This is a genomic window from Methyloversatilis thermotolerans (assembly GCF_000372885.1).
Lineage (GTDB): Bacteria > Pseudomonadota > Gammaproteobacteria > Burkholderiales > Rhodocyclaceae > Methyloversatilis > Methyloversatilis thermotolerans.
The window spans coordinates 1665703-1687393 of the sequence record NZ_KB889967.1; the positions used below are offsets into that span (position 1 = coordinate 1665703).

The window sequence follows — 21691 nt, forward strand, 5'->3', positions numbered from 1 at the left end:
TCGCCCGTCCTCCGGAACATCGCTCGTTCTGCGGGGTCGATCCGACTTCGAGACCCATCGGGAAACAGACCGCAATGACAGGAAAAATAGCAGGACTGCTCGCCACATGTATCCTCGGCTTCATGGCCGCCCCCGCAATGGCCGCCGCTACCGCGCTTGACAGCTTGCGTGTGCCCCCCGGTTTCACGATAGAACTGTGGGCACGCGTGGACAACCCCCGCGCCATGACCCTCGGAGCCCCGGGACGGTTGTATGTCGGTTCGCGTGAGGGCCATGTCAGCGCAGTGAGCTTCGATCCGAAAACCATGAAGGCCGGACGCAGCACGAAAATTGCCGATGGTCTGAACATGCCGGTCGGGGTCGCCTGGCGCAAGGGCGACCTCTATGTGTCCTCGCTCGATCGCATCGTCCGGCTGCCGGACATCGACAACCGTCTGGACGCGCCGCCGAAGCCGGTGCTGGTGAGCGATCGCTTCCCGAAGGAAACGGCGCATGGCTGGAAATTCATCGCCTTCGGGCCGGATGACAAGCTGTATGTGCCGGTGGGCGCACCGTGCAACATCTGCGATCGCGACCGGGATGGCTTTTCCAACATCATGCGCATGAATGCCGATGGCAGCGGGCTGGAAGTGTATGCCCGAGGCGTGCGCAACACGGTCGGCTTCGACTGGCACCCGCAGACCGGCGAACTGTGGTTCACCGACAATGGCCGCGACTGGATGGGCGATGACACGCCGCCCTGCGAGATCAACCGGGTCAGCGCCATCAACCAGCATTTCGGTTACCCCTACTGCCATGGCGGCAGCGTGCTGGACCCGGAATTCGGCAAGGGCAAGTCGTGCGGCGACTATGTCGCACCGGCCTGGAAGCTGGGCGCTCATGTCGCCCCCCTGGGCATGCGCTTCTACACCGGACAGCAGTTTCCCGACGAATACCGGGGCGCGCTCTTCGTCGCCGAGCACGGTTCATGGAACCGCAGCAGCAAGGACGGCTACCGCGTCATGATGGCCCGGCTGGACGGTTCACGCATCGTAAGCTACACGCCGTTCGTGGAAGGCTTCCTCGGCCCCGGCGAGGCGGTACACGGAAGACCGGCCGACGTACTGGTGATGCCCGATGGCACCCTGCTGGTATCCGATGACACGGCGAACGCAATCTATCGCGTGCGCTGGAACGGAACCCGTCACGCCATGCAGTAACGGGTCGCGCCATTCCGGAGCGTGGTCATCCCGCCCGGCCTGCGGCGAGCGCCGCTGTCCTCGCCCATCCGTTTGACAAGCCTTCGCGCACGGCCTTGACTGAGCGCATGGATGCGTGACGCGCGTCGCGATAGAGTGGTTCATGGCAGCGCACGACCGCTGCGCGGAAGGATGGACATCATGAATGACGAAAGCCTGCTCGAAGACGGACACATCGAAAGCTTCGCACTCATGCCGGCGCCCGCGGACATCAAGGGCGAGGCGCCCCTGAGCGAAGCGGCCGCCGCCTCGGTCGCGCGCGGTCGCGCCGCGGTACGCGCCATACTGGAACGGCGCGATCCGCGGCTGTTGGTCGTGGTCGGCCCCTGTTCCATGCATGATCCGGTCGCCTGCATGGAATACGCGCACCGTCTGCGCGCACTGTCCGACGAATTGTCGTCCACGCTGCTTCTCGTGATGCGGGTGTACTTCGAGAAGCCGCGTACCGCGGTCGGCTGGAAGGGCTATATCAACGATCCCTTCATGGATGACAGTTTCCAGATCGAGGAAGGCATGCGCCGCGCCCGGGGCTTCCTGCTCGATGTCGCCGAACTGGGACTGCCGGCGGCCACCGAGGCGCTGGACCCGATCTCGCCGCAGTATCTCGGCGATCTGATCTCGTGGACCGCCATCGGCGCGCGCACCTCGGAGTCGCAGACGCATCGCGAAATGTCCAGCGGACTGTCCACGCCGGTGGGCTTCAAGAACGCCACCGACGGCGATCTCGATGCCGCGATCAACGGCATCATTTCGGCCTCGCGGCCGCACAGCTTCCTCGGCATCAACCGTTACGGCCGCACCAGCATCATCCGCACGCGCGGCAATCCGCACGGACATCTGGTGCTGCGCGGCGGCGCAGGCCGGCCCAACTACGATTCGGTGAGCGTCGCCCTGGCCGAACAGGCGCTGGCAAAGGCAGGCCTGGCACCCAATATCGTGGTCGATTGTTCGCACGCCAACTCGTTCAAGAAACCGGACATGCAGCCGCTGGTGCTGGCCGATGTCGCCGGCCAGATCCGTGACGGCAACCGCTCCATCGTCGGCGTCATGATCGAAAGCCACCTGAATGCCGGCAACCAGGCGATTCCCGGGGATCTGTCGCAGCTTCGCTATGGCTGTTCGGTCACCGACGGCTGCGTGGACTGGGCGACCACCGAACACATGCTGCGCGCGCTGTCCGGAACGGCCGGCGATGCGCTTGTCCGGCGCGCTCAGGCCTGACGCAGTACCTGGCCGGCCGGCGCCGCCGGGTAGGGATAGAGCACGTTGAGCGCGACGCTCTGACCGTTGGGCTGCACGATGCGCGCATGCTCGCGGCGGAATTCGCGCGCATGCTTCAATCCGCACGAGTGCGCGATCATGTCGATCTCGTGATTCATGTTGAGCGCGTAATGGGCGACGCGCTCGGCCTTGTCCGCGACCACCAGCCCGCGCTGCAGTTTCGGATTGTGCGTGGTGATGCCGGTGGGACAGGTATTGGCGTGGCAGCGCAGCGCCTGTATGCAGCCCAGCGAGAACATGAAGCCGCGCGCGGTATTGACGAAATCCGCTCCCGCCGCCAGCGCCCATGCGGCGCGCGCCGAGGTGACCAGCTTGCCGGCGGCGACCACCTTGATACGCGCGCGCAGCCCGGATTCGATCAGCGCATCGACGGTACGCGGCAGCGCCTCGTCTATCGACAGCGCGACATGGTCGGCCAGCGCCTGTGGTGCCGCCCCCGAGCCGCCTTCGCCGCCATCGATCGCGATGTAGTCCGGCGCGCAGTCGAGGCCGCGACGCAGGATGGCTTCGCACAGTTCGTTCAGGAAGTGCCATCCTCCCAGCGCGATCTTGATGCCCACCGGCTTGCCTGTCACCGCGCGCACACGGGCGATGCAGTCGAGCAACTGTTCGACATTGCCGATGTCCGGGTGCCGGTTCGGGCTGATGGAATCCATCCCCACCGGGATGCCGCGTATGCGTGCAATTTCCGCGGTCACCTTGGCGCCGGGCAATACCCCGCCCTTGCCCGGCTTGGCGCCCTGCGACAGTTTGATTTCGAACGCCCGCACCGATTCGACAGCCGCCAGTTCGCGCAGGCGGGCGTCCGACAGCCGCCCCTGCTCGTCGCGCACGCCGTACTTGGCGGTACCGATCTGCATGACGACATCGCAGCCGCCTTCGAGGTGGTAGGGAGACAAGCCGCCCTCACCGGTGCCCAGCCAGCATCCGGCGCGCGCCGCGCCGGTCGACAATGCCTGTACCGCGGGACGCGAGATTGCGCCATAACTCATGCCGCTGATATTGACGATGGATCGCGCAGTGAAGGGGCGCTCACACCAGCCCTCTCCGATCACCAGCGGCGGCGTGGCTTCCCTGTCTTCCTCCAGCACCGGAAAGGGCGCGTTGACGAAAATGAGCGCCCCCGGCTCGTGCAGGGCATAGGTCGAGCCGAAGCCGATGAGACCGCCTTCGTTCTTGGCGAGCCGGTAGACCCAGCCGCGGGTGGCGCGGTTGAACGGCATTTCCTCGCGATCGCCGAGGAAGAAGTACTGCCGGAAGTACTCTCCGAGCTGCTCGAAGAAGTAGCGCAGATGCCCGATCACCGGGTAGTTGCGCAATATGGTGTGGCGGGTCTGCCGGCTGTCCTGCAGATAGAGCCAGAACAGCCCCGATGCCACGAGCAAGGCGATCAGCACGCCCGCGCCGATCTGGAAAACAGGCATCAGAACGTCCATGCTGGGTCTCCCGCGACCTGGCGTACCGCCCGCCCGACAAGCGCCTTCAGGCCGCGTGCTGCAATGCGCCGCGCAACAGTCCGCGTATCGTGGCCGGTTCGAAGGGTTTGTCGCAGATGCCGGACACACCGGCCTGTTCGACCGCGGCCAGACGCCCCATGTCGGATTCGCTGGTCACCATCAGGATGGGCACCGACGCCTGCCAGCTCTGACCGCGCACGTATTCGACCAGGGCGCGTCCATCCATTTCCGGCATGTTGTAGTCGGTCACCACCAGATCGAACATGGTCTGTTCGAGCAGGCTGACTGCCTCGCGACCATTGCCCGCCTCGACGATATTGCTCAGTCCGAGATTGGTCAGTACGCGGCGCATGAAGCGCCGGGCGTTCGGACTGTCGTCCACCAGCAGCACGCGCAGGGCTTCGTAGTCAATGTCGTCATCGTTGGCCGCCTGTTCGTCGGCAAGATAATCCAGCGTAGCGGTGAGCACGCGCTGCAACTGGGCGCCGGAGAAAGGCTTGGGCAGGATGCCGCAGACACCGGACTGGCGCACCTCGTCCAGCGCCTGCGGACGGGTTTCGCTCGACACGAGCACGAAAGCTGTCTGCTGCAGCTCGGGCGTGGCGCGCATGGCCTTCACCAGCGCCGTGCCATCGCCATCCGGCAGATAGAGCGCGCTGATCACGACATCCGGCCGGTGCCACTGCATCGCTTCGAGCGCCGCCTGCATCGTTTCCGCTTCACGGATATGGATGATGCCCGCCGTGGTCACCCGCTCGCGGATGATTTTCATCTGGACCGGGGAAGGTTCGACCAGCAGGACGTCGAGCTGAAAGAAATTGGCGGACATGGCATCTACCGGGATAAGGGATACAGGCGTTTACGGCAGGAATGCACTGCAACATGAATCCGGCCAAGCTGCGGGCCGCGAACGGCGCGATGCCTGCCGTAGGAGCGAGCACCGCTCGCCCCCCTCCCGAACGAAGCCTGCGGCCCGCCCACCCCGCATCGCGGCCAGAGGCCGCTCCCACGACAGCGCGCCCTGCCCGCGAGCGGAGCCGGGTTTGCGTAGGAGCGGGCTTGCCCGCGATTGCAGCGTCGAACGAAGCCCGCGGCCAGCCTGCGCCGCATCGCGACCTGCGGTCGCTCCTGCGAAAGCGCGCCGGCATCGGCCGGGCGAAAAAAAACCCGCACGGTGTGCGGGCCTTCTCCGGCCTCCGGCGGCAACCGGCATATCCGGGGCCGCGAACGGCGCCGGCATGCCGGCAATCGGCTCAGACGGTCACTTCCTTCGCGGTATCGACATACTCCTCGATCTGGTCGAAGTTCATGTACTTGTAGATCTTGTCGGCATTCTGCGTCACGACGCCGATTTCCGCCATGTATTCCTCGGCGGTCGGGATGCGGCCCAGCTTGGAGCACACCGCGGCCAGTTCGGCCGAGCCCAGAAACACATGGGTGTTCTTGCCCAGACGGTTCGGGAAGTTGCGGGTCGAGGTCGACATGCAGGTGCTGCCTTCCTTGATCTGCGCCTGATTGCCCATGCACAGCGAGCAGCCGGGCATTTCCATGCGGGCACCGGCACCGCCCAGGGTGGCGTAATAGCCTTCCTTGGTCAGTTCCGACGCGTCCATCTTGGTCGGCGGCGCGATCCACAGGCGCACCGGAATGTCCTTCTTGCCTTCCAGTATCTTGCCGGCGGCACGGAAGTGGCCGATATTGGTCATGCACGAGCCGACGAACACCTCGTCGATCTTCGTGCCGCTGACTTCCGACATGAACCTGGCGTCGTCCGGATCGTTCGGGCAGCAGACGATGGGTTCCTTGATGTCGTTCAGATCGATCTCGATCACGGCCGCGTATTCAGCGTCGGCATCCGCTTCCAGCAACTGCGGATCGGCCAGCCAGGCTTCGACCGACTTGATGCGGCGCTCCAGCGTGCGGGCGTCCTGGTAGCCGTTGGCGATCATGTTCTTCATCAGCACGATGTTGGAACGCAGGTACTCCTGCACCGGCTCCTTGTTCAGCTTGATCGTGCAGCCGGCGGCCGAACGTTCGGCCGACGCATCCGACAGTTCGAAGGCCTGTTCGACCTTCAGGTCGGGCAGACCTTCGATTTCGAGAATGCGGCCGGAGAACACGTTCTTCTTGCCCTGCTTGGCCACGGTCAGCAGACCGGCCTTGATCGCGTACAGCGGAATCGCATGCACCAGATCGCGCAGCGTGACACCCGGCTGCATCGTGCCCTTGAAGCGCACCAGCACCGATTCCGGCATGTCCAGCGGCATCACGCCAGTGGCGGCGCCGAAGGCGACCAGACCGGAACCGGCCGGGAAGGAAATGCCGATCGGGAAGCGGGTGTGCGAGTCGCCACCGGTACCGACCGTATCCGGAAGCAGCAGGCGGTTCAGCCAGGAGTGGATCACGCCGTCGCCCGGACGCAGCGCAACGCCGCCGCGGTTCGAGATGAAGGCGGGCAGTTCGCGGTGCATTTTCACGTCCACCGGCTTCGGATAGGCGGCGGTGTGGCAGAAGGACTGCATGACCAGGTCGGCCGAGAAGCCGAGGCAGGCCAGATCCTTCAGTTCGTCGCGGGTCATCGGACCGGTGGTGTCCTGCGAGCCGACCGTGGTCATCTTCGGTTCGCAGTAGGTACCCGGGCGGATGCCTTTACCCTCGGGCAGGCCACAGGCGCGGCCGACCATTTTCTGCGCCAGCGTGTAGCCCTTGCCGGTATCGACCGGCGCCTTCGGCAGACGGAACAGCGTCGATGCCCCCAAGCCGAGGAAGTCGCGCGCCTTGGCGGTCAACGAGCGGCCGATGATGAGGTTGATGCGGCCGCCGGCGCGCACTTCGTCCAGCAGCACTTCGCTCTTGAGTGCGAATTCGGCGACCGTCTCGCCGTTACGGACGATCTTGCCGTCGTACGGCAGCACGTCGATCACGTCGCCCATTTCCAGCTTCGACACATCGACTTCGATAGGCAACGAGCCGGAGTCTTCCTGCGTGTTGAAGAAGATCGGGGCGATCTTGCCGCCCAGCGTGACGCCGCCGAAGCGCTTGTTCGGTACGTAGGGGATGTCCTGGCCGGTGGCCCAGATGACCGAGTTGGTTGCCGACTTGCGCGACGAGCCGGTGCCGACCACGTCGCCGACATAGGCGACCAGGTGGCCTTTCTTCTTCAGGTCCTCGATGAACTGCATCGGGCCGCGCTTGCCATCCTCTTCCGGCTTGAAGGCCGCGTCCGGGCGGGTGTTCTTCAGCATCGCCAGATAGTGCATCGGAATGTCCGGGCGGGTGGTCGCGTCCGGCGCCGGCGACAGGTCGTCGGTATTGGTTTCGCCCGGCACCTTGAACACGGTGACCGTGATGGACTGCGGCACTTCCGGGCGGCTGGTGAACCACTCGGCGTCGGCCCAGGACTGCACGACTTCCTTGGCCTTGGCATTGCCGGCCTTCGCCTTCTCGGCGACGTCGTGGAAGAAGTCGAACATGAGCAGGGTCTTCTTCAGGCCCTCGGCAGCGACCGCGGCAACTTCGGCGTCGTCCAGCAGGTCAATCAGTGGCTTCACGTTGTAGCCACCGACCATGGTGCCCAGCAGTTCCGTCGCCTTGGCCCTGGAAATCAGGCCGACCTTCACGTCGCCATGCGCGACAGCGGCGAGGAAGGACGCCTTCACCTTGGCGGCGTCATCCACGCCAGGCGGCACGCGATGAGTCAGCAGCTCGAGCAGGAAAGCCTCCTCGCCGGCGGGCGGGTTCTTGATCAGCTCGATCAGTTCGGCGGTCTGCTTCGCATCCAGCGCGAGCGGCGGAATGCCGAGCGCGGCGCGCTCGGCAGCATGGGCACGGTAAGCTTGAAGCACGGTAAGTCCTCCGGTAGACGGGTATACCGCATCATAGAACGACGCCTCCAGGCATGGTGCGTCGCACGACGACGCGGACAGAAAATCCGCTGCTTTCACCGCCGCCGGGCTTCGCACTGCGGCGATGCCAGGTCCTGCTGGGTCGCTACCCAGCCGACCGGCGCGGCTCAAGTCTTATATATGATATCTTTTATCGCATTTCAAGCCAAGGCCGGCAGTCGGTGTTCCGCAGCGTCGGCCGCTATACTTCGCGGCCGGATATACAGCGACCGCCTGCCATGCAGCCTGCCCTGATCGATGCTGATCTGAGCGCGTTCAACACGCTGCATCTGGCCGCCCGCGCGGCCCGCCTGCGCCTTGTAGACGACGCCCGCGCCCTGCCCGCCCTTACGGCAGAGGCGGATGCGTCGGGCGAGCCGCTGCTGATACTCGGCGGCGGCAGCAATATCGTGTTCGGCGCGGACTTCCCCGGAACCGTGCTGCACATGCGCACGCGCGGCATCGATGTACTCACCGTCGATGGCGAGCACATCACGGTGGCCGTGGCGGCCGGCGAGGCCTGGCATGACTGGGTCACCCATACGCTCGCCCAGGGCTGGTACGGCCTGGAGAACCTCGCGCTCATTCCGGGTACGGTCGGTGCCGCCCCGGTACAGAACATCGGCGCCTACGGGCTTGAACTGGCCGACCGGCTCGATCATGTGGAGGCCTGGGACCGGTCCGATCGCCGCTGGCTGCGGCTGGATCGGGACGCCTGCCAGCTTGCCTATCGCGACAGCGTGTTCAAGCGGGACCTCGCCGGCCGCGCCATCATCACGCGCGTCGCCTTCAAGCTGACCCTGCGGCCCGACGTGCGCGCCGATTATGCCGATCTGCAACGCGAGCTGGCCGCCACGGGAATCGCGCAAGCGACCCCGCACGACGTGTATCGCGCGGTCTGCGCGGTGCGCCGCCGCAAACTGCCCGACCCCGCGCAACTCGGCAATGCCGGCAGCTTCTTCCGCAACCCTGTGCTCGCGGGCGACGCCGCCAGCCGTTTGCTGGCCGAGCATCCCGAAGTGCCGCACTATCCGGCACCCGATGGCGCGGTGAAGTTCGCGGCCGCGTGGTTCATCGACCGCTGCGGCTGGAAGGGCGTACGGCGCGGCGATGCCGGCGTGCATGAGCGGCAGGCCCTGGTGCTGGTCAATCACGGCCACGCGACGGCGGGCGAACTGCTGGCGCTGGCCGCGGACATCCAGTCCAGCGTGCGCGACCGCTTCGGCGTGTGGCTGGAACCGGAACCGCTCATCGTGCGCTGAGCGCGGGCTCATTCCGGCAGCCCGTGCCGGCGCCGCGCACGCAGGCAGGCGGGCGATCCGGCTTCGAATTCCCGGCACGGGTCAGGCCGCTCGTCGTAGATGACACACCGGACCGCCTGCCCTATCGTCCCGCACAAGGCGAGACAGCGCGGCGACACATGGTCGGTTCCGCGCATGCGCGCGATCGCCGGATTCAGTTCGTCATAGAAGCCCTCGGGCACCAGACCGCCCTGCGCCTCGCCACAGGACGGATGGAAATCGACGCGAAAGCAGGCGCAGCACGCGCCGCACGCCGTACAGTCGAACGCCGGATCAGGCATCGACCACGCATCGGAACAGGGTATGGCCGCTGGCCGTGTACTTGCGCTCGAAGGGCGTCAGAACCGGATCCGGCACGAAACTCCACACGCTCGCCTCGCGGCCCGTGAGCAGTCGTACCGCCAGCGCGAATTCCTCGACATAGATGCGCCAGTTGCTGCGGCACTCGATCCGGCCTCCAAGCGCGAGCACCGTCGGAAACACCGGATGCGCCGGCCAGCGACGTGCGACATGGCCGATCTTGGGCCACGGGTTGGGATAGAGCATGTACTGAGCGTCCGGACGATAGCCCTGGGCATGCATGAGCTGCCAGACATCCACCATGTCGGCACGCAGCAGCAGGCCGTTGGGCGGCATGGCAGGCGCGCGGCTCAGCCGGTGCGCCGACTGATCCACGCCCACCACCTTGTGGCGCGGGTGGCTTTCCGCCAGATGCCGCGTACTTTCGCCGGTACCGCAACAGCTGTCGATGATGAGTGCTTCGCCCGGCGCGCAGAAAGCCTGGAATACGCTGAACGCCTCCGCGCTGTAAGCTGCGGCCGGTCGGCGGAACGGGTGGCCGGTGCGCCGGGCGATCAGCGCAGTCAGTTGATCGTGCGGCCCCTGCTGCGCACTCGTCGGCACGCGTGACGCCGCGCCGGCCGCGTTCATGACAGATAGCGGCGGCCGGTCTGGCTGATCCACACCGACCAGGCCAGTATCAGCGGATGCGCCATTTCCAGCCCTTCTTCGAAAGCGGTGGCGTAGTGCTTGGCGAACGAACCCAGTTCGATGCCGTAGTCGACCGACAGCACGGCCGGCAGGCGATCGATCAGCTTGCCGGCGACCACCAGCACCGTTCCGGCAAGAAGCCACAGGCCGGAGCGCGAGCGCCAGCCGCCCTGCAGGAAGAGGAAGCGGGCGATCACCCAGCCGGCATGAAGCACCAGCGACACGAGCAACAGGGCGATCACCGCGCAGATGACCTTTTCCTCGAACGGGCGCGCGGCATCACGATAGAAGCTGTTCTTCAGAAAGCTCTCGCCGGTGAACAGCTTGTGCCAGTCGGCTTCGCGCGCGGCAAAGGCCAGGCACAACAGCACGAATGCGGCAGCGCGGGTGCCGAAGGGCCGGATGCGCAGCAGCACGACCATGGCGCAGCCGAGCCAGCCCAGTATGGAAAGCTGTTCGAACGGCCCTTGTTCGGAGAAGGTCCAGATGAAGACCTGCTCGCTCAATACCCGCGGCAACAGCGCCAGCATCGCGGTATAGGCGATCAGCAGCACGATGATGAGGCGATCGGTCTTGCTCATGTATGCACTTTCACAGGGATGTCAGTAAAGCAGGCGACGATAGACGGCAAGATTGCCCTCGACCATCGCGTCGACCGAAAACTGTTCGAGGATGCGCGCGCGACCTGCCTGGCCAAGCCGGCGGCACAGAGACGGGTCGTCGAGCAGCCGCTGCAGCGCCTGCGCCAGCGCTGCGACATCGCCCGGTTCGATCAGCACGCCGGTGATGCCGTCGACCACCGCTTCGGGCAATCCGCCCGCGCGCGAGGTGACGATGGGCAGCGCAGCCGCCGACGCCTGCAGCAGCGAGACCCCCAGACCTTCCATGTCCGCCGGATGCGCCAGGACGTCGAGCCCGCCGAGCCAGCGCGCAAGATCGCTCCGGAAGCCGGCGAAATGGACGCGGCTGCCCAGTCCGCAGCGATATACCTCGGCTTCCAGATCGTCGCGCAGCGCTCCCTGGCCGAAGAACACGACGTGGACACCGGGATGGCTGGCGCTCAGCCGCCCTACCGCGTCGATCAGGTAGCGATGCCCCTTGCGCGGGATCAGCTGCGCCACCATGCCGATGACCTGCGCATCCTCCGGCACGCCGAATTCGCGGCGGAAGGCGATGCGGTCGACCGGTTCGAGATAGGGTGCGGCGTCGACCGCACTGCGTACGCAGCTTACCCGACCGGGCGCCAGACCCTCGGCGAGCAGAACCTGGCGTATGCCTTCCGAAATGGTGATGACATGGTCGTACAAGCGGTACTTCAGGGCCACCAGCCAGCGCGGCTCCGGATTGTCGACACGTCGCGACAGCACGCAGCGCGCGCCGGTCAGACGCGCGGCAAAGCCCCCCCAGAGATCGGCCCCTCGCCGGCTGTGCAGATGGACCACATCCGGTCGCACGCGCCTGATGAGCGCCGCCAGCCGCAGAGCCATGCCGGCGTCGGCATCGCCGCCCATCCTCATTTCCACCACTTCGGCATTGCTGGCGCAGGCGCCGGCAATGGCCGCGCCCCGCGGGCAGGCCAGCACATTGCTCACGCCGCGCCGGGCCAGGCCCTCGACGATGTAAGCCACCTGCCGAGCGCCGCCGTAGTAGTGTTTGCCCGCCTCCACATGCAGGATTTTCATGCCGCCAGCACCCGGTCGACCTCCTCCATCACCCGCGCCGGCGTGATGTCGCGCAGGCAGGTGAAGGCACCGCCGCAGGTGGGATTGCGGCGACAGGGCGAACATTGCATACCGAGCCAGATTACCCGCGCGTTGTCGCGGCCGGTGATCGTGTAGGGGCAGGTGGATCCGAACAGCGCCACCGTGGGCACGTCGAAGGCGATGCCCATATGGGTCAGCCCGGTATCGACACCGACAACAAGGCCGGCCGAACGCACGACGGCTGCGGCCTCGTGCAGCCGGGTGCGACCGGCCAGATTCACGATGCGCGCATCGGCTGACGCGATGCACGCTGCCGCCTCGGCGTCCGCCGGTCCGCCCAGCAATACCGGCGTGAGGCCCCGCTCGACGAGGATCCGGCAGAGTGACTGCCAGGCGTCCTCGAACCAGTGCTTCTGCGGTCGCGTCGTGAACGGCGCACAGACCGCATAGCTTCGGGCCCGCAGACGGTGTTCCGCCATCAGTCGGTCGGCGGCGAGCGCCGCGGGTGGTGTCACCGAAAGCCGCGGCAGGAAGTCGCCACAGTCCAGTCCGAGATGACGTGCCAGATGCAGATACTCCGAACTGATGCGTGCCGCATCGCCGCCGCGCTCGACCACCTCGGACATGAACAGCGCGCTGCCCTCGCGTGAATCGAGGCCGATGCGCCGCGGTGCCCCGGTCATCCAGGCCAGCAGACCGCTCTTGAACAGGCCCTGCAGATCGAGCACGGTATCGAAACGGAAGGCGCGCAGTCGCCGGCGAAACTCGATCACGCGACGCAGCAGCGTCCAGCGCCGCCCGTCCCGCCACAGCGCCTTCCATTCGGACTTCGGCCAGGTGATGACCTCGTCCAGGCACGGATCGTCGATGATCAGGTCGGCCATGGCAGGCTCCACCAGCCACGCGATGAACGCATCAGGATGCGAACGGCGGAGCGCCGCCGTGATCGGCGACGCGAACACGACATCGCCGATCGCCGAAGTACGGACGACAAGTATCCTGTTCACGATGGCTGGTCGGCTGCGAGCCGAGCCCGGATGCGCGCGAACACCGCCTCCGGATGGATGGCCGACATGCCCTCTCCCTCGATGCCATCGAGCAGGGGATCATGCGCGAGCGGGCGCGTCGCGCCGAACAGCCCGAGCGCCGGCACACCGGAGGCCGCCGCCACATTCAGGACACCGGTATCATTGCCGACACACAGCGCGCAGTGCGTCAGCAGCGCCGCCGACCTGAGTACCGAGCGCTGACAGAAAGCGCGCACGACGTCTGGCGGACATCCTGCAGATGCCACTATGCGTTCGCCGACCGCCAATTCGGCTGGCCCGCCGAGCAGCACAATGCCCAGCCCGGCCTCGGCCAGCCGCTGCGCCAGCCGTGCGAAGTTGTCGCTGCCCCAGTCCTTGCGCGCTTCCGACGTACCGATGGCCATCGCCACGACCGGCCTGCGCAAGGTCGCGATGTCCGCCGCCACCTCGGCGATCAGCGGCGCGGGAATGGCCAGGCGCGGCGTGACGGCAACGTCGACGAAACCGTGCGCGCGCGCGAACGAGGTCGCCTCGGGATACACCCAGTTGCCGGCGCCCGCGTGGCGCTCGATGAAGGGAGGCATGTTCAGGAACAGGCGCTCGATGGAGCCGAAGCCGAAGCCGGCACGATGCGGGATGCCCGCAGCCAGCGTCATCAAGCCGTAGCGCACGCGCGACGAGAAGATGAACACGTGGGAGAAACCGCGACTGCGCAGGCTGCGCACCAGTTCGAACATGCCGCGCAGCCCTTCATGCCTGCCGCGACGCTGTTCTCCGGCACGGGGCCTGTAGTCGTAGTCGATCACTTCGGCCACGCAGGATTCGCCGGCCAGCACGTCGGCCGCGCGGCAGGAAGGCTTGGCCATGACCGACACGCGACCGTCCGCGGTGTGCGCTGCAATCGCCCGGATGTACGGGATGTGCCACACCAGATCGCCGATGCCGCTGCGATGATGAATCACCAGAGCACGATCGATGGGCCGGGCCCTGGAACCGTCCGCAGGCCGGCTCAGGGATCTGTGGACTGAGGCGCCGTGCATCGTTCAGTGCCCCGCCTGGCCGCCAGGCCGGCGCATCGTGTCGAGCAGGAAAAGCAGGACCAGACAGACGCCGAGAAACACCGATCCCTTGGTCGAACTGAACATCGATCCACCCGTGGCACTGATGAAGTAGCCGATCAGCACGGATGCCAGACAGAGCGCGAGCAGCTTGTCACGATGATCGGTGGTGCGCACGGCCACGGCCGACGCGATCGACAGCATGCCGCCCCAGAACGCGCACAGGGCGATCAATGCGGGAAGGCCGCCCAGCACGCAGAAGTCGAGGAACTGATTGTGCAACATGCCGAAGAATCCAGGGATATCCCGCGAGATGAGGCCCGCGTCCGCCAGTCCCCGCACATGCTCCTTGAAACCGAGAAAGCCGATGCCGCCCAGCGGATGGGCCTCGCACAGCTGCAGCCCGATCTGCAGGCTTTCCAGCCTGATGCCCATGGAGGTGCCTTGATAGCTTGCCACGTCGGCCGTCATGAAGGCGGCCACCTCCTGCACCATCCTCTGCATGCGCTCGCTGAACACCGGCCAGGCGACGACCAGCGGTACGATCATGAGCGCCGCCCCCCACCACAGCCGACCGCGCCGCGCCGGGGATACGGCGCCCAGGAGCGGCAGCACGCAGGCGGTGACGATCATGATGAGCCAGGCGGTACGGCTGCCCGACCAGAACGCGATCAGCGCTGCGGCGATACCTGCAGCGACATAGGCCAGCCTGCTCGCACGCGACCAAGTGCGACCGTCCATGAAGAGCCCGCCCATTATGAAGGGCAGCGAAAGCGACGCAGCGAAATTGCCGAAATCGGCACCGGACAGGGGGCCGAACACGCGATCCGCCTGCAGGACATGGCGTTCATGGACCGCGACCAGCAGCGCCGGAAGCAGGCCCAGAGCCATCCCGCCAGTGATCCAGGATGTCCGCAGGCGTAACGGATGCAAGGCGATGCACAGCAAGACCGAGAGCAGCAGATGCGCAGGGCGCGCCAGTTGCCGCAGATCCCAGCCATGCGCCGCCATGCTGACCAGATGGACGAGCAGCGGCAGAAGCATGAGACACAGCGGCGCCCAGCGCACCGCGCCCGCCCGGTCACGGGTCATCCAGTAGAAGGGTAGCGCGGCGATCAACATGCACTTGGCGATCAGCGAAGACAGATCGGGCAGGAAAAAGAAGAAAGCGAAAAAAGCTGCAAACAGCGCAGACCAGATCGACTGCACAATATGGGACGGCTGTCCCTCCGCTCGCTGCACGATGCCATCAATAGTCAAACTTCAATCTCCAAATCCAGAAACTGCCGGCGCCGCCCGCCACGGCACCCTCGTCATCTGCGCACTGCTGCGCGACTGCGCAGGCTGGCTCGATTATCTTGGCGAGGTGTGCGCCGATCTTGGATGCATGTTCGATGCGGTGCGTGTGGTATTCATCGAGGATGGCTCGCGGGACGCCACGGTGCGCCGCGCCGCCCGGCTGGTCGACCGCCTCGGCGGCCGGCTGGTCAAGCTGGGGCCTGACCGCATCCGTGACCGCCTGCACAGGACGGCGAAGCTGAGCCACCTCCGCCGCCGCATGCGCGCGGAAGCGGTGGACGAGGAGGCCGACTGGATTCTCATGCTCGATGCGGACATCTACTTCTCGCTCGCAACGATGAACGCACTGCTTGCCAGCGCCGCCCGTCACGACGGCCACGGTCTGTTCACTGCCTACACGTATGGCATGCGACGCCTGTTCCGTGTGGGCCGTCATCTCATCGCCAGATCGCGCGGAATCCGTGAACGCCACTATTTCGACACCTTCGCCCTCGACATCGACGGGATCGCGCAGACCTTTCCGCATTGTCCGTTTGCCGGCTGCCGCAAATGCCACAATAACCTGATCGACCCGTCCGCCGGCGCAGACCTTCCGGTGCGCTCCGCGTTCGGCGGCCTCGCCCTGATCCGGCGCTCGGTGCTGCTCGAAAGCCTCGCCGACTGGCCGCTTGAAGTCGAACCTGGACGCTGCGAGCACATCGACTTCTGTGACGCACTGGCGCGCGGCGGGATACCCACCTATATCGTCACCAACGCGCATGCGTATTGTGACCGATAACGGTATGCCGGCCACATTCATGGTTCTATATCCACACCAGCCGCCTGGAAGCCACCCCGCATGTCGGCCGCTTCCTTTGGCGACTTGAAGTTCACCGATGCCCAGCCAAAGGCTCTCACCGGTACTTCGAGCGGGTAGATCTGGCGCGCCATGACGAGCGCTGACGAACGCACGCCGGCGACCGCGCAGTAGGCGGTGCGCGCCATATGTGTCTCCAGCGCGCAATCCGGCTCAGTCACCACGTAATCCGGATGGAAAAGCTCCCGTGCAGGATCCTTGGGGTGGGCCTTGTAATCCACGCGGGTCACGCCCAGACCGGCCAGCCAGTCATGTATGCGCCGGGTTACGCCTGCCACGTCGACAGCATCCATCAGACCGGTGCCGGTGAGCGGCTGACCGACGACCAGCGCGCGTCGCACGCCGGCCTCACCCGGCTGCGCCTGCACATCGACCAGCGGAGGCAGTACCACCACCTTTGACGGCGGATACTCGTGCGGCCAGCCGGACAGCACGTAGATGCGGTCACAGAACGAAGCGTCAGATCCGATGCGGTCGCCATCGAAGCAGGTATAGCTCAACATCGGCGCAACAAGCCTGCGCAGCCTGCGCAGACGCTGCAGACAGCGCTTGGTCGGGGTGAGCGGATAGCGCCGGACGGACACCAGTCCATCGGGCAGGATGCGGGCCTGCATCTGACGCGCGCCGCACAGCCTCGGCAGGGCATGCAGGAAATAGTTGATCGCTTCGGTGTCGAACACGGCGCTGTGCAGGACCAGTCGGTCGCAAGTCCCCACCTCTTCGGCGACCCGTGTCAGGTTCTGCAGCAGGCGGCGGTGCACGCCGAAGGGGCCTGGCAATGGTTCCCAGCGCGGCCAAGGCATATATATACAGCGATCCCATTCCGACGGATCCACCGCCGGGCGCATGCCTGGCTTGTACCAGACCAGCACCTGTCGCGCGCCAGCCTCATGCTGCTGGGCGATGCGCCGCGCAGCCAGGTACTGCAGTGGCGAGGCGACGAAATAGACGGCGACAGTCTGGGAGTCGGACATGCCGGACAGACAGGGGCGATTCAGGAAAGGCGCGATATTAGCCGTTTGTGCCCCACCTGGTGTGAGCGGATATCGGCATCCACTCGTCCGCCGCGCGATCCGGCCGGTCCGTTCAGTCGCTTGACGCCCGCATCGCCAACGCCGCCGCCGCGGCGCGCGTCTCCACACCGAGTTTCTCGTAGATGTGCTCGAGGTGCTTGTTCACCGTGCGCGGGCTCATGCCCAGGATGTCGCCGATATCCCGGTTGGTCTTGCCCTTGGCCAGCCAGGACAGTACCTCGGCCTCGCGCGGTGTGAGCTGGGCGCCGGCAACGCGGGTACTCGACTCGCCGCGACGACGCACATCGAGCAGCAGCATGTGCTCGCCCAGGCCGACCGCACCCAGGCTGCGCGCGAACAGCGCCTGGTCACCCAGTTCGCGCAGACAACGCGCCTCGGCAGCCGGATCGGTGTCAAGCTGCGCCGGATTGCCCAGCCAGTCAGCCGTGCTGGCAGCCGGGTCGATGCCGAACTGGCTGAGGCATTCGGCCGCACGCGGGGAACGCCAGGCCACGCGGCCCAGCGCATCGACCACCAGTACGCCCAGACCCGCCACGTCAACGGCCTGGCGCGCAATGCGCACCGCACGCGCGTTGCGCACATGTGCCTGCAATCTTGCCAGCACCTCTTCCACGCGCACCGGTTTGACCACGTAATCGGTCCCGCCGGCGGTGAAGCCCTCCACCACTTCCGCGGTACCGGAAAGCCCGGTCATGAAGATGACCGGGATGTGGGTAAGGCCCGGTTCGTCGCGAATGCGACGGCAGGTTTCGAAGCCGGACAGGCCGGGCATGACTGCATCGAGCAGGATGGCATCCGGCACCACCCATTCCAGGCGGGCCAGCGCGGATTCTCCATCATTGGCGATAAGCACCGTGTAGCCGGCCTGCGACAGCGCGTCGCACAGGAAGCCCAGCGAATCGGGCGCGTCATCGACCACCAGCACGACAGGTTTCTGGAATTCCGAATCAGAGTGCATGGGCATCACGTTGTAGCAATTGTGTGAAGCGGATCAGGTCGAAGCCATCGATCAATGCACGCAGGCGACGGCAGTCTTCCCGGGCGGCATCGGATCGCTCGGAAATCGCATCGAGCAAGGTGGTGATGCCGTTCACGTGACCCAGTCGGGACAGCCGCAGAAGCGCCGCCCTTTCCTCGTCGTCCAGCGCCACCAGCGGCGCATCGGCGGCCACTTCGACGCGCGCCGGCTCGACGTGCACCGGCTCGTCGACATGCCAGGTGAGGTCGAGCGCATCGCGCACCTGATCCAGAAGTTCGGATTCTAGGACGGGTTTGGGCACGAAGCCCGCACAGCCTGCACTGCGCAACAGCTCGCCACGATTTTCGAACACATTGGCCGACACCATGATGACCGGAATCGGTTCACCGGCGAATTCGCGCAGGCGACGGGCGGTTTCCCAGCCATCCATGCCGTCCATATTGATGTCCAGCAGCACCACGTCCGGACGCGCGCGCGCGACGCGGGCGAGCGCCTGTTCGCCGCCATCGGCCTCGTCGATGTCGAAGCCCAGCGGCTGCAGCATGCTGGTCAACATGTCGCGCTGGGTCGCGTCGTCGTCCACCAGCAGCACCCGTCGCCGCGGCCCCTCGTAGCCGATGACGCGCCGGGTGGGACGGGCCGGTGTCGGCACCGACAGGTATTCCGGCAGGTAGAGCCTGAGCTTGAAGGTCGATCCACGCCCGGTCTGACTGTCCAGGGTCAGCTCGCCGCCCATCAGCGAACTGAGCATGCGGGTGATGCTCAGGCCCAGACCGGTGCCCGGCTCGGCTACCATGCGGCCGCTGCTGCTGCGCTCGAAGGGCATGAAGATGCGTGCGTGGTCCTCCGGCGCGATGCCCGGACCGGTGTCGATGATTTCGAAGCGGGCCACCTCCATCCGGTAATCGACACGCAGCACCACCTCGCCGCGCTCGGTGAACTTGACCGCGTTGGCCAGCAGATTGATCAGCACCTGGCGCAGACGCTTGGCATCCACCCGCACGTAATCGGGCATGCGGCCGGTCGTTTCGACACGGAACCCCAGACCCTTGCGCGCGGCCTGGGGCTCGAACATCTTGGCCAGGTCATCCAGCAGTTCGCGCATGGACATCGGTGCAGGATCCAGCCTGAGCTTGCCCGCCTCGATGCGCGCAAGATCGAGCAGGCCGTCTATCAGCCCCAGCAGGTGTTCGCCACTGCGCAGTATGGTATTCAGCGCGCGCTTGTGGGTATCGTCGCCGCCCGCCCGCCCGCTTTCGCGCAGCAGGATCTGCGCGTAGCCCAGGATGCTGTTCAGGGGCGTACGCAGTTCGTGGCTGATACCGGTCACGTAGCGCGTCTTGGCGAGGTTTGCCGATTCGGCCGCGTCCTTCGCCTTCTGCAGCGCCAGGTCCGTCCTGCGGTGGGCATCGATTTCGCGCATCAGCAACTGGTTCTGCCGGTTCGATTCGTCCTGCGCCAGACGCCGGCTCTCCGAACCGAGCACGATCCACCACGCGCACACGGCGCACAGCAGCACCAGCAGCGCGAAGGTCTTGAGCAAGGTGAGCTGCAGGCTTTCGCGCGCCGCGGGATACAAGCCGCCGACGATGGCTTCCTGGTAGAACACCACACCGAAAATGACCGCGAGCAGCACGGTGAGCGACAGGAATACGACCAGGAAATGTCCGACCCGGAAATTGACCCGCCGCGCAAGCGTCACCGGCAGGATGGCATTGAGCACCGCGTGCAGTTGGTCCGCCGCGCTCGCATCGGTCTTGCAGCGGTCATGGCAGCGCGATTCCAGGGTGCAGCACAGTGAGCAGATGGGCTGCCCGTAGGCCGGGCAATACGCCATGTCCTCCGCTTCGAAACCGTTCTCGCAGACATGGCAGGTCACCGTCTCGCCAGGCTGCCAGTGCATGGCGCTGCGGCGCGCGAGGTAGAAGCGGCCGCGGGTACCCAGCGCAATCAGCGGCGCGGCGATGAAGGCGGCGGCCAGCGACAGGAAGGGCGAGAAGGCCTGCGCGAGGTCGCCCAGCCAGCCGGTGTGGGCCACCACCGAAATCACCGTGGCAATGGCCATGGAGCCCAGGCCGACCGGATTGAGTTCGTACAGGTGGGCGCGCTTGAATTCGATGTGTGCCGGCGACAGCCCGAGCGGCTTGTTGATCACCAGATCGGCCACCAGCGCCCCCACCCAGGCGATGGCCAGGTTGGCATACAGGCCCAGCACATGCTCCAGCGCCTCGAACACGCCGAGCAGCATGAGCAACAGCGCGATCACCACATTGAACACCAGCCACACGACGCGGCCGGGATGGCTGTGGGTGAGCCGGGCGAAGAAATTGGACCACGCCAGCGAACCCGCGTAGGCGTTGGTGACGTTGATCTTGAGCTGGGACACGATGACGAACAGTGCGGTCACCGCCATCACCACTGCAGGGGACTCGAAGACATAGCCGAATCCGGCGAGATACATCTGGGTCGGTTCGACTGCGCGGTCCACCGGCACCATGGCCTGCAGGGCCACGAAGGCGAGAAAGGCGCCCCCCAGCATCTTGATCATGCCCGGCACCACCCAGCCCGGCCCCGCGACGAGAACCGAGGTCCACCAGCGCACCCGGTTCTCGCGCGTCTTTTCCGGCAGGAAGCGCAGGTAGTCCACCTGCTCGCCAATCTGCACCACCAGCGATATCGCCACGGTCGCCGCCGAACCGAACATGACCCAGTCGAATCCGCTGCCGCCCGAACTGCGGCCGCTGAGCGTCGTGAACTCGGAGTACAGCCGCGGTTCCTTCATCCAGATCGCGATATAGGGCAGTGCCAGCAGTATCAGCCACACCGGTTGCGTCCATAGCTGAATGCGGCTGATCAAGGTGACGCCGTGGATCACCAGCGGTATCACCACCACGGAGCACAGCAGATAGCTCCACGCCAGCGGCAGGCCGAAATACATCTCGAAAGCGAGCGCCATGATGGACGCCTCGATGGCGAAGAAGATGAAGGTGAAGCTCGCGTAGACCAGAGAGGTGATGGTGGAGCCGAGGTAGCCGAAGCCGGCGCCGCGCGTCAGCAGATCCATGTCGACGCCGTACTTGGCGGCGCAGTAACTGATGGGCAGCCCGGTCAGGAAGGTGATGAGCCCGACCAGAAGGATGGCGTACAGCGCGTTGGTGAAGCCGTAGTTCAGCGCCATCGCGGCGCCGATCACCTCCAGCGCGAGAAAGGACACGGCACCGAAAGCGGTATTGGCGACACGCCATTCCGACCACTTGCGGAAGCTGCGCGGGGTGTAGCGCAGCGCGTAATCCTCGAGCGTCTCGTTCGCAACCCAGGTGTTGTAGTCGCGGCGGATCTTGAATATCTGGTGGGTAGCTTCTGACATCGGGACGGTGGTTCGAACTGGCAAGACCGCCCATGCAAGAAATGCTCCGGCGGCACGATGGCGTGCCGGCCGGAGCCAAAATGCAGCTTCCCTCCGCGCCACGCACCCGGATGGTGCCCGCAGCGACATCGTGGTGCAAATGCGCAGCGCAGGACTTCACCATATCACCGAAGCCCGCGCGCCATGACTGTGGCGCCGCGCATACGCATACGTCGA

Annotated in this window: 17 protein-coding genes; 4 read left to right on the plus strand and 13 right to left on the minus strand. The window is 65.8% G+C overall.

Going from position 1 to position 21691, the window contains the following annotated elements; genetic code table 11:
• The first annotated feature begins 122 nt into the window (after positions 1 to 122).
• Both A3Q7_RS0107245 and A3Q7_RS0107250 read left to right on the plus strand, forming a co-directional pair.
• Positions 123 to 1199, plus strand: coding sequence for a PQQ-dependent sugar dehydrogenase (locus A3Q7_RS0107245; RefSeq protein ID WP_051079116.1), 1077 nt, complete (start codon positions 123 to 125; stop codon positions 1197 to 1199).
• Between the two features lie 180 nt (positions 1200 to 1379).
• On the plus strand, positions 1380 to 2459 hold the full coding sequence (locus A3Q7_RS0107250; RefSeq protein WP_077231399.1) for a 3-deoxy-7-phosphoheptulonate synthase: 1080 nt from the start codon (positions 1380 to 1382) through the stop codon (positions 2457 to 2459).
• Here the strand turns inward: A3Q7_RS0107250 and A3Q7_RS0107255 are convergent.
• The 3 genes from A3Q7_RS0107255 to acnB all read right to left on the minus strand — a co-directional run bounded on the left by A3Q7_RS0107255 (position 2450) and on the right by acnB (position 7821).
• A complete protein-coding gene (locus A3Q7_RS0107255) occupies positions 2450 to 3955 on the minus strand; it encodes an FMN-binding glutamate synthase family protein (protein ID WP_051079117.1) in 1506 nt (501 codons plus the stop codon). The genes A3Q7_RS0107250 and A3Q7_RS0107255 overlap by 10 nt on opposite strands.
• A gap of 46 nt (positions 3956 to 4001) precedes the next feature.
• Positions 4002 to 4805 (minus strand): response regulator transcription factor, encoded by an 804-nt coding sequence (locus tag A3Q7_RS0107260; RefSeq protein ID WP_018411194.1) that lies wholly within the window; start codon positions 4803 to 4805, stop codon positions 4002 to 4004.
• Between the two features lie 424 nt (positions 4806 to 5229).
• Positions 5230 to 7821: a bifunctional aconitate hydratase 2/2-methylisocitrate dehydratase gene (gene acnB, locus A3Q7_RS0107265; protein WP_018411195.1), complete on the minus strand. Its 2592-nt coding sequence runs from the start codon at positions 7819 to 7821 to the stop codon at positions 5230 to 5232.
• A gap of 278 nt (positions 7822 to 8099) precedes the next feature.
• On the opposite strand from acnB, the gene murB reads away from it, so the two are divergent.
• A complete protein-coding gene (murB, locus tag A3Q7_RS0107270; RefSeq protein WP_026224587.1) occupies positions 8100 to 9122 on the plus strand; it encodes a UDP-N-acetylmuramate dehydrogenase in 1023 nt (340 codons plus the stop codon).
• An 8-nt stretch (positions 9123 to 9130) separates the two neighbouring features.
• Here the strand turns inward: murB and A3Q7_RS0107275 are convergent, their stop codons facing one another.
• The 7 genes from A3Q7_RS0107275 to A3Q7_RS0107305 all read right to left on the minus strand — a co-directional run bounded on the left by A3Q7_RS0107275 (position 9131) and on the right by A3Q7_RS0107305 (position 15062).
• Positions 9131 to 9442, minus strand: coding sequence for a YkgJ family cysteine cluster protein (locus A3Q7_RS0107275; protein WP_018411197.1), 312 nt, complete (start codon positions 9440 to 9442; stop codon positions 9131 to 9133).
• Positions 9435 to 10091: a tRNA (guanine(46)-N(7))-methyltransferase TrmB gene (gene trmB / locus A3Q7_RS0107280; RefSeq protein WP_018411198.1), complete on the minus strand. Its 657-nt coding sequence runs from the start codon at positions 10089 to 10091 to the stop codon at positions 9435 to 9437. The genes A3Q7_RS0107275 and trmB overlap by 8 nt, the downstream gene beginning before the upstream one ends.
• Positions 10088 to 10732 (minus strand): hypothetical protein, encoded by a 645-nt coding sequence (locus A3Q7_RS0107285; protein WP_018411199.1) that lies wholly within the window; start codon positions 10730 to 10732, stop codon positions 10088 to 10090. Before A3Q7_RS0107285 ends, trmB begins: the two co-directional genes overlap by 4 nt.
• 21 nt (positions 10733 to 10753) lie before the next feature.
• Entirely contained in the window at positions 10754 to 11833 is a 1080-nt protein-coding gene (locus A3Q7_RS0107290) for a glycosyltransferase (protein ID WP_018411200.1), read from the minus strand.
• Positions 11830 to 12861, minus strand: a complete 1032-nt coding sequence (locus A3Q7_RS0107295; protein WP_018411201.1) for a glycosyltransferase family 9 protein — start codon at positions 12859 to 12861, stop codon at positions 11830 to 11832. The genes A3Q7_RS0107290 and A3Q7_RS0107295 overlap by 4 nt, the downstream gene beginning before the upstream one ends.
• A complete protein-coding gene (locus tag A3Q7_RS0107300; RefSeq protein ID WP_018411202.1) occupies positions 12858 to 13844 on the minus strand; it encodes a glycosyltransferase family 9 protein in 987 nt (328 codons plus the stop codon). The genes A3Q7_RS0107295 and A3Q7_RS0107300 overlap by 4 nt, the downstream gene beginning before the upstream one ends.
• 81 nt (positions 13845 to 13925) lie before the next feature.
• The gene (locus A3Q7_RS0107305) at positions 13926 to 15062 is read right to left on the minus strand and encodes an O-antigen ligase family protein (protein ID WP_077231328.1); all 1137 of its coding nucleotides are present in this window, start codon (positions 15060 to 15062) and stop codon (positions 13926 to 13928) included.
• Between A3Q7_RS0107305 and A3Q7_RS0107310 the strand changes: the two genes are divergently transcribed.
• Positions 15061 to 16017: a glycosyltransferase family protein gene (locus tag A3Q7_RS0107310; RefSeq protein WP_077231329.1), complete on the plus strand. Its 957-nt coding sequence runs from the start codon at positions 15061 to 15063 to the stop codon at positions 16015 to 16017. The two genes, A3Q7_RS0107305 and A3Q7_RS0107310, sit on opposite strands and share 2 nt — an antisense overlap.
• Positions 16018 to 16034: 17 nt before the next feature.
• On the opposite strand, the gene A3Q7_RS0107315 is transcribed toward A3Q7_RS0107310, so the two are convergent.
• The 3 genes from A3Q7_RS0107315 to A3Q7_RS0107325 form a co-directional block, all read right to left on the minus strand.
• Positions 16035 to 17069 (minus strand): hypothetical protein, encoded by a 1035-nt coding sequence (locus tag A3Q7_RS0107315; RefSeq protein ID WP_018411205.1) that lies wholly within the window; start codon positions 17067 to 17069, stop codon positions 16035 to 16037.
• 112 nt (positions 17070 to 17181) lie between these two features.
• Positions 17182 to 18093 carry a response regulator gene (locus A3Q7_RS0107320; protein WP_018411206.1) on the minus strand — a complete coding sequence of 304 codons (912 nt, stop codon included), beginning with the start codon at positions 18091 to 18093 and terminating at the stop codon, positions 17182 to 17184.
• On the minus strand, positions 18077 to 21475 hold the full coding sequence (locus A3Q7_RS0107325; protein WP_018411207.1) for an ATP-binding protein: 3399 nt from the start codon (positions 21473 to 21475) through the stop codon (positions 18077 to 18079). The genes A3Q7_RS0107320 and A3Q7_RS0107325 overlap by 17 nt, the downstream gene beginning before the upstream one ends.
• Positions 21476 to 21691 lie beyond the last annotated feature (216 nt).